Annotated in this window: 7 protein-coding genes; 6 read left to right on the plus strand and 1 reads right to left on the minus strand. The window is 63.5% G+C overall.

Annotation, left to right across the window (positions count from 1 at the left end; genetic code table 11):
* Nucleotides 1-6: 6 nt before the first annotated feature.
* On the minus strand, nt 7-747 hold the full coding sequence (locus AWH62_RS09820) for a GntR family transcriptional regulator (RefSeq protein WP_075190324.1): 741 nt from the start codon (nt 745-747) through the stop codon (nt 7-9).
* A gap of 206 nt (nt 748-953) precedes the next feature.
* On the opposite strand from AWH62_RS09820, the gene AWH62_RS09825 reads away from it, so the two are divergent.
* From AWH62_RS09825 to AWH62_RS09850, 6 genes are all read left to right on the plus strand, one after another.
* Nucleotides 954-3,665, plus strand: coding sequence for a TonB-dependent receptor (locus tag AWH62_RS09825; protein WP_075190325.1), 2,712 nt, complete (start codon nt 954-956; stop codon nt 3,663-3,665).
* Nucleotides 3,666-3,800: 135 nt separating this feature from the next.
* The gene (locus tag AWH62_RS09830; RefSeq protein WP_075190574.1) at nt 3,801-5,384 is read left to right on the plus strand and encodes a tryptophan halogenase family protein; all 1,584 of its coding nucleotides are present in this window, start codon (nt 3,801-3,803) and stop codon (nt 5,382-5,384) included.
* The gene (locus AWH62_RS09835) at nt 5,381-7,768 is read left to right on the plus strand and encodes a beta-N-acetylhexosaminidase (protein WP_083635119.1); all 2,388 of its coding nucleotides are present in this window, start codon (nt 5,381-5,383) and stop codon (nt 7,766-7,768) included. Before AWH62_RS09830 ends, AWH62_RS09835 begins: the two co-directional genes overlap by 4 nt.
* Nucleotides 7,769-7,776: 8 nt before the next feature.
* Nucleotides 7,777-10,332: a phosphoenolpyruvate--protein phosphotransferase gene (gene ptsP, locus AWH62_RS09840; RefSeq protein WP_075190326.1), complete on the plus strand. Its 2,556-nt coding sequence runs from the start codon at nt 7,777-7,779 to the stop codon at nt 10,330-10,332.
* 11 nt (nt 10,333-10,343) lie between these two features.
* On the plus strand, nt 10,344-12,176 hold the full coding sequence (nagE, locus tag AWH62_RS09845; RefSeq protein WP_075190327.1) for an N-acetylglucosamine-specific PTS transporter subunit IIBC: 1,833 nt from the start codon (nt 10,344-10,346) through the stop codon (nt 12,174-12,176).
* A 112-nt stretch (nt 12,177-12,288) separates the two neighbouring features.
* Nucleotides 12,289-14,112, plus strand: a complete 1,824-nt coding sequence (locus AWH62_RS09850; RefSeq protein ID WP_075190328.1) for an ATP-binding protein — start codon at nt 12,289-12,291, stop codon at nt 14,110-14,112.

Consider the following 14,112-nt stretch of genomic DNA (forward strand, 5'->3'; position numbering starts at 1 on the left):
GACAGGCTATTGCCCGATTCCCAGTTCCGCGACGAAGTCATATGCATCCCCGCGATAATAAGATTGTGTGATTTCAACGGTCTGCCCGCTTTCCAGATAGCCGCGCCGCTCGATATACAGGCCCGCAGACCCGTCCGGCACGCCCAGTTGCCGGGCAATTTCGCCCGTGAATGGTATGGCCCGCAGGCGCTGCAGGGCGCGAACCGGGCGATGGCCCGAGGCTTCCAGCGCCGCATAGAGTGATGAGCCGACCTTGTTGAAGTCACCGATCGAGGCGGCCGGAATGGTGGAATACTCCAGCGCCATCGGATCGCCGTCGGCCATGCGCAGACGGTGGAAGCGGAAAACGGCGGTGCCGGGGCTGAGACCCAGGCCGAGCGATTCGTCCGGCGTCACCGAGCCCCGGTCGCGCAGGATCCACTCACTGGTGGGCTTGCGGCCGCGTGCTTCCATGTCTTCGGTGAAGGAACTCAGCTTGGCGAAATTCTTCTCGATTCTCCCGGCCACGAAGGTGCCGGCGCCCTGACGCCGGGTCAAAAGTCCTTCGGCGACGAGGTTCTCGACCGCCTTGCGCACCGTGACCCGCGATACGCTGAGCGTTTCGGCGATCACGCGCTCGGTCGGCAGCATGGATTCCGGGGCGAGTGCCTGGGATTCCACCGCCTCACGCAGATTGCGCTGCAGCTGGACATAGAGCGGTTCGCCGCTTTCTGGTTCCAACGCTTTGAAGATGAGGTCATGTCCCATCAATGGCATCCCGTCTGTTATCGCCTTTTCCATAATTGGCATCGTACCATTAAAGTCAAATCCTCATGTGTGCACCCCGTAAAAATTCGAAATAGGGCTTGAAATGGCACATTTTTCGTGCCCTTTTGAAATTGGAAGCATACAAATAGACCAGCCACAGAGCATTGGTATTATCGTTTCCGGGGAGCAGAGGGGAAGGAGATCTCATGTTGAGCTTCAAGAGTGCCCTGTTGGGCATGACGAGTTTGAGTGTCGTTCTGGCCGGGGCCGCACAGGCCCAGACCAGCGATCAGGCCGAGGACGTCATCACCGTCCAGGGCATCCGCCAGTCCCTGGCGGCCGCCATCGATCAAAAGCGCGATTCCGATGCGATCATGGAAGTGATCAGCGCCACGGATATCGGGCGTTTTCCGGACAAGAATGTCGCAGAATCCCTGCAGCGTCTGACCGGTGTCACCATCCAGCGTGAATATGGCGAAGGCGAGCGTGTCGCCATTCGCGGTATCGCGTCGAATCGCAACCTGACCCAGTTGAATGGTCACGCGGTGGCCACGGCCGACTGGTTCATCCTGGACCAGCTGTCGGCAACGCGCAGTTTCAACTATCTGATGTTGCCGTCGGAAATCGTGTCCTCGGTCAATGTGTACAAGTCCGGCCAGGCCAATATCGATGAAGGCGGCGTCGGCGGCACGGTCAATGTCATCACCCGTCGCCCGCTTGATCTCGATGCCGGCGAAGGCCGTGTCAGCCTGCAGGGCGCCTATTCCGAGCTGGCCGACTCGATCACGCCTTACGCATCGGGCCTGTTCAGCTGGAAAAACGAGGCCGAAACCTTCGGCATCCTGTTCTCCGGCGTCTATCAGGAACGTGACCTGCGTCGTGACGGTCTCGAAGTGCTGGGCTATTCCGAGCGCGCGATTGCCGATCAGGGCGGGGCGACGTTTGAAGTGCCCGATCTCATCGGTTCGGCCCTGTTCCAGCAGACCCGCCAGCGCATCGGCGGCAATGTCACGGCGCAATTCCGTCCCAACAACCAGCTCGACGTGGTGGTGAATGCCTTCCACACCGAGATGGAAGCCAATAATGTCAACCACAACTACATGGCCTGGGTGTCCCAGGCGATGGGGTCCGGCGTGCAGCCGACCAATACTCAGGTTGGCGCCAGCGGCACATTGCTGGCCGGTGACTTCGCGGCCGGGACGGCCAACGGTGTTGTCTATGACGCCATCGTCCGCGATGCCCGCACGGAGACGTCGGCGTTTGATATCGATTTCGACTATCAGTTGTCCGACAATCTCTCGGTCCATGGTCTGGTCGGTTATACGACCGCGGAAGGGGCCACCTCGGCGCAACCCTTCTGGGAAACCAATGCACCGACCTCGTTCAGCTATGACCTGACCAGCGGTGTGCCGCAGGTGTCCTTCGGCGATATCGATCCCACTTCGATGACCGACGCCGAGTCCATGGTCCTGGGTTGGGCCTCGCACAACATCATCGAGAATTTCGACGAAGAATTCTTCGCCTATGGTGATATCACGCGCGAGTTCGACGACGGGCCGTTCACCAATGTCCAGGCGGGCCTGCGTTATTCCAGCCATGAGCGCGATGTTGTCGTGACCTATGGCCAGACCCGCTCGCTTCTCGATGCGGCTGGCTCACCGGCTTGCGGCGGGGCGCGTTGCACCCTGGCGACCGTGGCCAATGGTGCCACCACGCCGGGTAATTTCCTGTCCGGTCTCGGCGGCAATCCGCTCGACAGCTATCTCATCGCTGACGAAGCGGCCATTCGTGCGGTCTATGACCAGATCAGCTATGGCACGGACTTCCCGGACTTCTACCATTCCGGCCCGCTCGACAGCTTCACCGTTACCGAAGATGTCTTTGCCGGCTTCGTGATGGGCGAGTTCGACGTCGACCGTATCCGCGGCAATGTCGGTGTGCGCATCGTCAATACCGACCAGACGGTCGACGGTTATTCCGTCGGTGTTGACCCGGCGACGCCGGGCAGCTTCGACAATCCGTTCGGTCGCACCGTCCGCACCACGGAGAACCGCAGCTATACCGACATCCTGCCCAGCGCCAACCTGGTGTTCGAGCTGAATGACGACATGCTGCTGCGTGGTTCGGCGTCGCGGGTCATGGCCCGGGCCGACTACAACCAGCTGGCCGGTGCCGTCAGCCTGAACCCGACCCTGTTGTCGGGCGCCGGTGGCAACTCGTCGCTCGATCCTTTCCGGGCGACCGCCTTCGACTTCGGGCTCGAATGGTATCCGGGCGAGGATTCCCTGCTGGCTGTGGCGATCTTCTACAAGGATATCGGTTCCTACATCACCAATGCGACCTTTACCGAGCAACAGCCGGTCTCGATCGCGGATCCGGCAACCGATACCCGCGTTCTTGATCCGAGCAATAATTGCTCGTCGACACCGTCTGCCGGTGATCCCAATCTCTATACCTGTGACTTCGCGATCACCCGGCCGGTCAACGGTCTGGGCGGCACGAACCGCGGTATCGAGATCAGCTATCAGCAGCCGGTCGGTGACAATTTCGGCTTCATCGCCAACTACACCTACTCGGATGCCGAGTCGGATGCGGGCGATCCGATCCCGGAAAACTCGCCGCACGCCTATAACCTGATCGGTTATTACGAGAACGAGGTGGTCAATGCCCGCCTGTCGCTCAACCATCGCGACCAGTTCTTCATCGGTGTGGATCGCAATCGCGAACTCTACCACCAGCCGATCACCACGATCGACGGGTCGGTGACCTGGTATTTCAACGATACCTATGCCTTCACCGTTGAAGCGGTGAACCTGACCGAGGAAACCCTCGAGCAGTACTATGTCGATGAAGGCCGGCCGGCCCGTCTCTATGACAATGGCCGGGTTGTCTTCTTCGGCGTGAAAGCATCCTTCTGATGTGAGCCGGGCCGGCTGGACTTTGTCCGGTCGGCCCCGTTCCCTGGGTGGGGACGCGTCCAGGCGCCGGGTGGCTCGCTCGCGAGCCGTCTGGCGTCTGTGCCATTATCCCCGTCGGTCAGAATGTGCGAATCCATGAACCAGACCTGCAATTCCATTCTCATCCTCGGCGGCGGAAGTGCCGGCTGGCTGACGGCTGCCTATCTGGCGCGCCGTCTTGGCAGTGGCCGGCCGGATGGGCCGACCATCACCCTGGTCGAGTCGCCGAATGTGCCGAGTGTCGGTGTCGGTGAGGGCACCTTGCCGTCGCTGCGTCTGACCCTGGCCACGCTGGGCGTGGATGAGGCCGCCTTCATGCGGGCGAGCGAGGCGACGTTCAAACAGGGCATCCATTTTTCCGGCTGGAGCCAGTCCCCCGACGGTTCGCCGGCCAGCTATTTCCACCCGTTCAACTCGCCGCGCCAGATGGGCGGGATTGATCTCGTCCCCTATTGGTCACTGGGCGCAGCGGGCAAGGGCGACAGCTATACCCGCGCGATCACGCCGCAGCATGATGTTTACACCGCCATGAAGGCGCCCAAGCGCCTTGAGGATGCACCCTTCTCCGGTCCCCTGAACTATGCCTATCATCTTGATGTTCACCGCTTCGGCGAGTTTCTGAAAGCCTATGCGCTCGGGCTCGGTGTTAAACACGTCTCCGACCACATCACTGCCGTCGAACGCGCTGAGACCGGTGATATCGCCGGGCTCGACGGCGAGGCGTCCGGGCGTCTGACGGCGGATCTCTATGTCGATTGCAGCGGCTTCAAGGCGCGCCTGATCGGCGACGCCCTCGGGGAACCGCTGGTACCGGTCGGCGACAGTCTTTTCTGCGACAGGGCGGTTGCGATCCAGGTCCCGTGGGACCGGCCCGACGCGCCGCTGCCCTCCGCCACCATCTCGACCGCGCACGAGGCCGGCTGGACTTGGGATATCGGTCTGCGTCAGCGTCGCGGTGTCGGCTATGTCTGGTCCTCGGCACACAGCGATGCCGACGCGGCCGAGACCATCCTGCGACGCTATGTCGGTCAAGACGCCGACGATCACCCGGTCCGGCACCTGACGATGACCACCGGGTTTCGCCGCCGCCAATGGGTCGGAAACTGCGTTGCTGTCGGTCTTTCTGCCGGCTTTCTTGAGCCGCTGGAATCAACCGGGATTTTGCTGATCGAGGCTGCCGCCCACCTGATCGCCGACAATCTCCCCCGCCGCGGCGACTTCGCCCCCGCGGCCCGCCATTTTAACAGTGCCATGGGTCAGCGTTTCACGTGCGCGGTCGACTTCCTCAAGCTGCATTATGCCTTGAGCAATCGCCGCGATACCGCGTTCTGGCGCGACAATGCCGACCCGGCGAGTTGGCCCTTGAGCCTGCGTGACAAGCTTGATCGCTGGCAGGTCCGGCTGCCCAACGCCCATGATCTCGACAGCGCTCACGACAGTTTCCGCCATATCAACTACGCCTATGTCCTGATCGGCATGGGCGCCGCGCCGGACCTTGCCGGCGACCGCGCGCGCTACCCGTTCCTGTCCGAGGCGACTGCCGAATTCGGCCGCATCAAGGACGCAACCGGTCGCGCCATGGCGGCCTTGCCGGATCACCGGGCCCTGGTTGAAGGCCTGCAGACACACAGATTTGGCGCCGCCGCGCCGCGTACCGCATCAATGGGAGGGGCGCGATGAGCGCGATCACGAACCAGATATTCAAGCCCGGCCGGACCATTGTCATGGCGCTTGTCGCCAGCCTGGCCGCGTGTTCGCAACCGCCAGCGGCGCCCGATGATGCCGGCAATTTGGCAGCGACGCCGACTGTCCTGCCGACAAGCGAAGTCGCCATCATACCGCGCCCGATCGCGATAGAGGCGGGTGAGGGCGGGTTTGTGCTCGGCCCTGACACACACATCCTGACGGTCGGGGATCAGGCGGCCGCGCGGCGGGTCGCGGATGAGCTGGTGTCACGGCTTGAGTTGGCGGGCGGTCCCGCGCTGACCGTGGCGCATGATGCCCAAGCTGGCTCGCTTGTCCGTCTGGAACTCGATCCCGAGCGTGATTTCGCGTCTGAGTCCTACGCCCTGCGGGTGACAACGGACGGGGTCGACATCGTCGCGGCGGATGAAGCGGGCCTGTTTTACGGCATGATCAGCTTCTGGCAGATGGCCACGCCCTGGTTGGATGCGGCCGATGCCAATGCCGTTCGCATCCCGGCCATGGCGATATCGGACGGGCCGGCCTTTGCCTGGCGCGGCGTGCTGCTGGACAGTGCCCGCCACATGCAATCGGTCGATTATATCAAGGACTTCATCGACTGGATGGCGGTCCACAAGCTCAACACGCTGCATTGGCATCTGACCGATGACCAGGGCTGGCGGATCGAGATCAATGCCTATCCGCGTCTGACCGAAATCGGTGCCTGGCGGGTTCCCGCTGGCGCGGCTCCGGCGGCTGATATCGATCCCGCCACTGGCGAACCGCGCCTTTATGGCGGGTATTACACCCAGGACGAGGTTCGCGAGATCGTCGCCCATGCCAGCGCGCGCCATGTCACCATTGTCCCTGAAATCGACATGCCGGGCCACGCGCTGGCCGCGGTGATTGCCTATCCCGAGGTCGGGGTGAGCGATGACCTGCCCGACCAGGTGCTCGCCGATTGGGGAGTCTATCCCTATCTCTTCAATGTCGACGAGCCGACCTTCACCTTCATCGAGACGGTGCTCGACGAAGTGCTCGATCTGTTCCCGTCGACCTATATCCATGTCGGTGGCGATGAAGCGCCGAAAGTCCAATGGCTTGAGTCTGAAGCCGTGCAGGCCCGCATGGCTGAACTCGGGATCGCCGATGTCGATGCGCTGCAGGGCTATTTCACTCACCGGCTGGATGAATACCTGACCGCACGCGGCCGCCGCCTGGTTGGCTGGGACGAGATCGTGGAAGGCGGGCTGAGCGCCAATGCCACCGTGATGTCCTGGCGCGGTCTTGAGGGTGCAGAGGCTGCCGCTGCCGCCGGTCTGGATGCCGTGGTCGCGCCCGGCTCCAACCTCTATCTCGATTACCGCCAGTCGACCCTGGACAGTGAGCCGCCGGGCCGTGGCCGGGTCACGGCCTTGGCCGACGTGTTCAATTTCCGCCCCTTCGACGGTGAACTCGATGCCGACGTTCGCGCCCATGCGCTCGGCTTCCAGGCCAATCTGTGGAGCGAGCATATCCGCACCGAAGCCCGGATGTCGCACATGGCCTTTCCGCGCCTGGCAGCGCTGGCCGAGCTTTCCTGGTCAGACACCGCGTCGACGGATTTTGACGATTTCCTCGCTCGCCTGTCACCGATGATGGCGCGTTATGAAGGTCTTGGCATTGCGGCGGCGGATAGTGCCTTCCGGCCGGCGATACATGTCGCCCAGGCCAGCGACGCTTATGCCGTGAGCCTGTCCAGCCAGACCGGCTATGGCGATATCCGCTACACGACGGACGGGAGCGACCCGACCGCCACGGCCGCATTGTATGCAGACGCATTCAGCGTGGTCGCCGGGACCGAGGTGCGAGCGGCCACATTCGATGGCGCGCGTGTACTTTCCGGGATCGCTCATGGCGTGGTTGGGCCAGAGGCTTTGCGCTACCGCAATGACAACCAGCTGCGTACCTGTGGCGATGCGCTGGTCCTCTATCTGGAAGACGATGCGCCGCTCGGTGGGCCGCGCGATTATTTCCAGGTCGATATCATGGATCCGTGCTGGATCTGGCCGGATGCGCCGCTTGCCGGCATGTCCGCGATCCGGGTCGGTGTTGGTCAGGTGCCGTATAATTTCCAGCTCATGGCGGATATCGACAATGTCGTGGTCCGCCCGCGTCTGGCCGGGCATGACGAGTTGCTGATCCACACGCAGGACTGTGACGGGCCGGTGGCGGTCCGCCTCGATCTGGGTCCGGCATCGGAGGATCACGGGGTGACCCGTCTGACTGCCGATCTCGACACCGATGAGGCCGTCTCCGATCTCTGCTTCGTCTTCCACACCGGCGAGATGGATCCGATGTGGACGCTTGCCGATGTCCAACTTCTTGAAACCCGTCCGTGAGGCCAGCCATGAATTATCCGGTCAAGGATGTCCCTGCCATCACTGACGCCACGCTGGTGATTGTTGCGCCCTGTCGCGGCGTGATCGTGCCGCTGACCGATATCCCGGACGCGGCGTTCGCGTCCGGTACGCTTGGCCCGGGTCTGGGGATTGAGCCGTTGGAAGGTGTGCTCCACGCGCCCTGCGACGGCGAGGTCATTGCCATCAGCCGGACACGGCATGCGATCACGCTGCGGGCCGGCAATGGTGCCGAAATCCTGCTGCATGCCGGGATCGATACGGTCCGCCTGGATGGCGAGGGATTTGAACCCCGGGTCATTGTTGGCGATCATGTCGCGACTGGCGATCCGCTTCTCACCCTTGATCTCGACCTGATCGCCGGCCGGGCACCGAGCCTTTGCACCCCGCTCATAATTCTGGACGGGAGCCTGGCCGACGACGCCATACTGGTCCCGTCGGGACTGGTGGAGACGGGCACGCCGATCCTGCAACTCGCTGCCGGTTCACAGCCAGGGCCGGCGGATACCGCTGAGGGCGATGACCAGACCGTCACCGCGTCCATCCTGATTGAAATGGCCGATGGCATCCATGCGCGTCCGGCGGCGCGGATCGCCCGCTGCGCCAAGGCGCATCAAGGCCCTGTGCGGATCAGCACCGGTACGGACAGTGTCAATGGCAAGAGCGTTGCCGGCTTGATGGGGCTGGGCGTCAAGCATGGCGACCGCGTCGACATTTCCGTGACGGGCGCTGATGCTGACACGGCGCTGACGGCGCTGCTGGAATTGATCCGTGACGGCGCTGGCGACGAAATTGTCCCGCTTGCCGCAAATGGCGATGGCGCGGCCACAGCCAACACGGCCGCGCCGGCCCGGGTGTTGAGTGGTGTTGCCGCAAGCGCCGGCGTGGTGGTCGGTCCCTTGGCCTATCATGTCGGCGACGCGATTGATGTCCCCGACCAGGGTGATGGCCCCGCCGTCGAGCGCACCCGCCTCAGCGAAGGACTGGCGGCGCTGATTGCCGAAATCGATGAAGAGGCGTGCCACACCCGCGGTGAACAGGCGGCCCTGCTCGCCGCCCACGCAGAAATGGCTGATGATCCGGACATGATCGACGCTGCCCGCCTTGAGATCGCCACCGGTCGGTCGGCCGGTCGGGCTTGGCAGGTCGCCACGGCGGCCCAGATCGCGCAGCTTGAAGCGACCGGGGACAAGCGGACGGCCGAGCGCGTCGCCGATCTTCGCGATGTCGAGGCCCGCCTGTTGCGCACGCTTTACGGCGCGTGCGGCGCGACCGATCTGTCGCATCTGAACGGGGCGATCCTGGTCGCAGAGGACCTGCTGCCCTCCGATTTCATGCGCTATGCCGCCGCCGGTATTGCTGGCCTTGCGCTGTCGGCGGGCGGGGCGACCTCACATGTCGCAATCCTGGCCGCAGCCGAGAATATTCCGGCCCTCGTCAGCTTGGGCAGGGATGTGCTGCGTCACGCCGCCGGGGCAACGGCCCTGATCGATACCGCCGCCTGCCGTCTCGAGGTCGAGCCGGGTGACGAAGAAGTCGCCCGCATTCAGGCCAAGGCCGGGCGTCGCCGCGAAGCCGAAGCGCTGGCCGCGTTGGCGGCGGGCGATGCAGCGCGCACGCGGGACGGGCAGCGCATCCACGTCATGGCCAATCTGGCCTCGGTCGATGAGGCGGCCAGCGCCCTGCGCAATGGCGCCGAAGGCTGCGGCCTGTTGCGGACCGAATTCCTCTTCACCCATCGCCGCCAGGCGCCGGACGAGGCCGAGCAGGCGGAAGTCTACACGGCCATCGCCCAGTGCCTGAAAGGGCATCCCTTGACCATCCGCACGCTCGATATCGGCGGTGACAAGCCAGTGCCCTTCCTGGATCTTGGCGATGAACCCAATCCGGCGCTGGGTCTGCGTGGCATCCGGACACTGACGGCCCATCCGCAGATCATGCGCGACCAGGTTCGTGCCCTCCTGAAAGCTGCCAAGGGACGCGATGTCCTCGTCATGCTGCCAATGGTGTCCGGCCCGTCGGAGGTCGCCGATTTCCGCGCCGTCGTGCGCGATCTCGCACGAGAGATGGAGATCGAGACGCTGCCGAAGATCGGTACCATGATCGAGACGCCGGCCAGCGCCGTGATCGCGGACCAGATCTGCCGGGTCGCTGATTTCGTGTCGATCGGGACCAATGACCTGACCCAGTACACATTGGCGATGGATCGCGGTCATGCGGCCCTGGCCGGACGGATGGATGCCCTGCACCCGGCCGTGGTGGCGCTGATCGGGCAGGTCGGGGCGGCTGCGGGTCGCGCCGATATTCCGGCCAGCGTCTGCGGCGGCCTGGCGTCGGATCCGCTGGCGGTGCCGGTCCTGATCGGTCTGGGTATCGGAAAATTGTCAGTGGTTCAGTCGATGATCGGGCCGATCAAGGCGATCGTGCGGGATCTGGATGCCGCCCATTGCCGCGAATTTGCCCGCGAGCTGCACACGCTCGACAGTGCCGCGGAGATCCGTGCGCGCATCGTGGCCGAATGGCCGCAACTTGATTGCTGGCTCTAGGGGGACAGGCGATGAAACAGATGATGTCAGGCGTACAGCAACTTGGTCGGGCGCTGATGCTGCCGATTGCCGTCCTGCCCGCAGCCGCGCTCCTGCTGCGCCTCGGCCAGCCTGACTGGCTGGATTTGATTGCGCCGGACTTGGTCGGACAGGGCGATAACGCGATCAGCATGCTGCACGCGACCCTGCCCTTCATCGGTGCGGCTGGCGGCGCGCTCTTCTCGCAGCTCGGCATCCTGTTTGCCATCGGAGTCGCAGTCGGCTTTGCGCGGGAGGGGCATGGCGCCGCCGCACTTGCCGGCGTCGTGGCCTATTTCGTCACCCTGTCGGGGGCCGAAGCGCTGTTGACGGTGCCGCCGGGAGTCCTGGCAGGCGTGCCGGACGGGCTGGCTGGCCTGGTTGCCAATGATTATCGCGACGGCCTGATGGCGCGCGTGCATGTGCCGGTCGGTATTATCTGCGGTGCGACGGCGGGCATGCTCTACAACCGTTACGCCAATATCGCCCTGCCCGAATATCTTGCCTTTTTCGGCGGTCGCCGCTTTGTGCCGATCGCCGCCGCGGTCGCCGGGCTGGGCTATGCCCTTCTGCTCGGCCTGACAGTCGAGGCAATCGTCGCCGGAATGGAGCAGGCGAGCCGCGCCATTCTCGATGCCGGCGGGATCGGACTATTCGTGTACGGCCTGCTCAATCGGCTGCTGATCGTGACTGGATTACATCATATCATCAATAACTTGGCCTGGTTCCAGGTCGGTGATTTCCAGGGCGCGGCCGGTGACCTGAACCGTTTCTTTGCCGGCGACCCCGAGGCCGGCGGCTTCATGAGCGGTTTTTTCCCGGTCATGATGTTCGGCCTGCCGGCGGCTTGCTATGCCATGTACCGACAGGCCCGGCCGGAACGCCGAAAAGAGGTCGGCGGCATGCTCGGTTCGATGGCGCTGACGTCATTTTTGACCGGTGTGACCGAGCCGATCGAGTTCACCTTCATGTTCCTGGCACCGGCGCTCTTTGCGTTGCACGCCGTCCTGACCGGTATTGCCATGGCCTTGATGGATGTCCTGCAGGTCAAGCTGGGCTTCGGCTTTTCGGCCGGCCTGTTCGACTATGTGATCAATTTCGGTGATGCCACCAATCCGTTGCTCCTGATCCCGGTCGGCCTGGCCTATGCGGCGATTTATTATTTCGTCTTCTCCTTTGCGATCCGTTGGCTCGACCTGAAGACGCCAGGGCGCGAGCCGGCTGCGGCCGGCATCGCGGCGGCATCCGGCAGCACCGCCGCGGCATCCGGTGGCGGCTTGACGGCGGCGGCCGGCTTCGTCGTGGCGCTGGGCGGGGCCGGAAATCTGGTCTCGATCGGGGCGTGCACGACGCGTCTGCGGTTGGAAATCAAAAAACAGGACCTGGTCGACGAGGCTGCGCTGCGCGCGCTCGGCGCGAAGGGTTTTGTCCGGCCGTCGGCGAACACGCTGCAGGTCATCATCGGGCCGACGGCTGAGCGTGTTGCCGACGAGATCCGGGCCGCGATGTCGGGTCCCGTGGCGGCCACCGCGCCTGCCGAGATTGCCGGGTCGGCCAAGACCACTGCGGGCAAGGTTCGCGCCGATCTGCCGAAGGCAATCGCACATCTCCTGGCCGGTCCCGCGGGACTGGGCGCGGCTTGGCTGGCTGGTGCCAACCGGTTGATCGTTGAGTCCGGGATCAGGGACAATCTCGACACTGATGCTCTGGCCAAACTCGGCGTATATGCCGTCAAGCCAGCCGGCGATGCGGCGGTTTCCCAATTCCTGATTGTTGACGACGCCCTTCGACAGCAGGTGTTCGCTTCGGCAAGTGTGGGCGCGTGACCAAAGAAAGTGATTGCGCGCCGCAATCGAAGGTGTGATTGCTTCTCAGGCACACGGATTTATTAACCTCGTAGCGCTAGTCTCCACCGGCATTAAGGAGGGACACAGCGACATGCTTTGGAGGCAGATCGACCGTTGGACGGGGGCCGACCCGCAAATCGATTTCGATTTTGCGGTCAAATCCCGCATTGCCGTTGCCTACACAGCGATCTTCACGCTCATGGGCCTGGTCAACGCCTCGGTGCTCACCTTTATCCTGGACGGACGACCGGGCATGGCCGAACTCGGCTTGGCATCGGCGGCCCTGGCAGCGACCGTCGGCTTTACGGGCCTGCGACTGCGCCGACCCAATCTGACCATTCTGGTCATGATTACCCTGGCCTCAATCGTCCTGTTTGCGGCCGCCTGGGCCAATCGCGGATCCTTCCCGCCGGCGACGCTCTACCTGCCCGGTATTGTACTCGGCGCCTATATTGCCTGGGGCGCGCGTGCGGCCCTGTTCGCGATTTTGCCGCTCGCCGCCTATTTCGGCCTGATCCTGGCGACGGCTGAGTATTCGAGTACCGGACCGCTCGGCTTCCGGCCGACAGAATTGCTCAACATGCTGATCGCTGCCGGGGCGCTGTCCTGCGTCTGGATCGTGTTGTTCGGGTCGAGCTTTCGTTCCGCGACCACTGACGCGCAAAAGGCACTGACCGAAGCCAACAAGCAGCTGGAAACGGCGCTGATTTCGGCACAACAGGCCAATCGCGCCAAGTCCGATTTCATCGCCAATATGAGCCATGAAGTCCGCACCCCGCTGAACGGCGTTTTGGGTATGACCAATGTTCTCCAGGCCGATGAAAGCCTGTCGGACGAGCATCGCCGCAGCCTTGATCTCATTGATGACAGCGGCAAGGCACTGCTCGAATTGCTCAATGACATTCTCGACCTGTCAAAGATCGAGGCCGACGCGCTCGAGCTCGAAACGCGCGAGTTTGACCTGTCGGCGCTGGTCCGCAACACCACTGATCATTGGCGTCCGCAAGCTGAAGCCAAGGGCGTCGCGCTGACAGTCAACAACCAACTCGGCGAGCCGGCCTTCGTGTCAGGCGACCCGATCCGGCTTCGCCAGGTGATCAACAACCTGCTCGGCAATGCGGTCAAATTCACCCATACCGGTCGCATCAGTGTCTCGCTGGCCACGGTCGGTGAAGTGCGTGATGGCAAGACCCGTATTCGTTTCGCGGTCCGTGACACCGGGATCGGTATTCCGGGCAATAAGCAGGACGCGATTTTTGACCCGTTCAAACAGGTGGATGCTTCGGTCACGCGAAGCTATGGCGGCACCGGGCTGGGTCTGGCGATCTGCCGCCGCCTGGTTGCGAAAATGGATGGCAAGATCACCCTGTCGAGCAAGATGGGGCGTGGCTCCACCTTCACCGTCGATGTGCCGATGGAACGTGTCGTGGCGTCCGAGCCGGATGTCGCCAAGCGTGACCCGGCCAGCATAGCGCCGCTGGCTGTCGCCGGACGCGTCCTGGTGGTCGATGATGTCATGACCAATCAGCTCGTGCTCAAGGCGATGGTGCAGCAGATCATCAAGGCCGACGAGCTGATCGTCGACTGCGCCTCGGGCGGTCGAGAAGCCGTCAACAAGGCCACCTCTCTGGCCTATGATGTCGTACTGATGGACATCCAGATGCCGGAGATGGACGGGGTCAGCGCGATGCAGTGTATCCGCGAGACCCGCAAATCGGCCGACGCCCGCATCATCGCGGTCACCGCCCTTGCCTCCGACGATCATCGCCGCGAATTCCTCGCCGCCGGCTTTACTGACTATCTGCCCAAACCGGTCGAGATCGCCGAACTGCGTCGGGTCCTGAAAACGGTGATGCCGCCGCAGTCCGCCGACGCAGACGCGCAACCGGACGAAGCGCGCCGCGCCGGCAGCTGA

Origin of the sequence: Maricaulis sp. W15, assembly GCF_001924955.1 — a bacterium.
Lineage (GTDB): Bacteria > Pseudomonadota > Alphaproteobacteria > Caulobacterales > Maricaulaceae > Maricaulis > Maricaulis maris.

Bases quoted from the DNA above. Each gene is read 5' to 3' on its own strand.
- nagE (WP_075190327.1), top strand. From the start codon at position 10,344: ATGAAACAGATGATGTCAGGCGTACAGCAACTTGGTCGGGCGCTGATG.
- ptsP (WP_075190326.1), top strand. From the start codon at position 7,777: ATGAATTATCCGGTCAAGGATGTCCCTGCCATCACTGACGCCACGCTG.
- AWH62_RS09820 (WP_075190324.1), bottom strand. From the start codon at position 747: ATGGGACATGACCTCATCTTCAAAGCGTTGGAACCAGAAAGCGGCGAA.
- AWH62_RS09825 (WP_075190325.1), top strand. From the start codon at position 954: ATGTTGAGCTTCAAGAGTGCCCTGTTGGGCATGACGAGTTTGAGTGTC.
- AWH62_RS09850 (WP_075190328.1), top strand. From the start codon at position 12,289: ATGCTTTGGAGGCAGATCGACCGTTGGACGGGGGCCGACCCGCAAATC.
- AWH62_RS09830 (WP_075190574.1), top strand. From the start codon at position 3,801: ATGAACCAGACCTGCAATTCCATTCTCATCCTCGGCGGCGGAAGTGCC.
- AWH62_RS09835 (WP_083635119.1), top strand. From the start codon at position 5,381: ATGAGCGCGATCACGAACCAGATATTCAAGCCCGGCCGGACCATTGTC.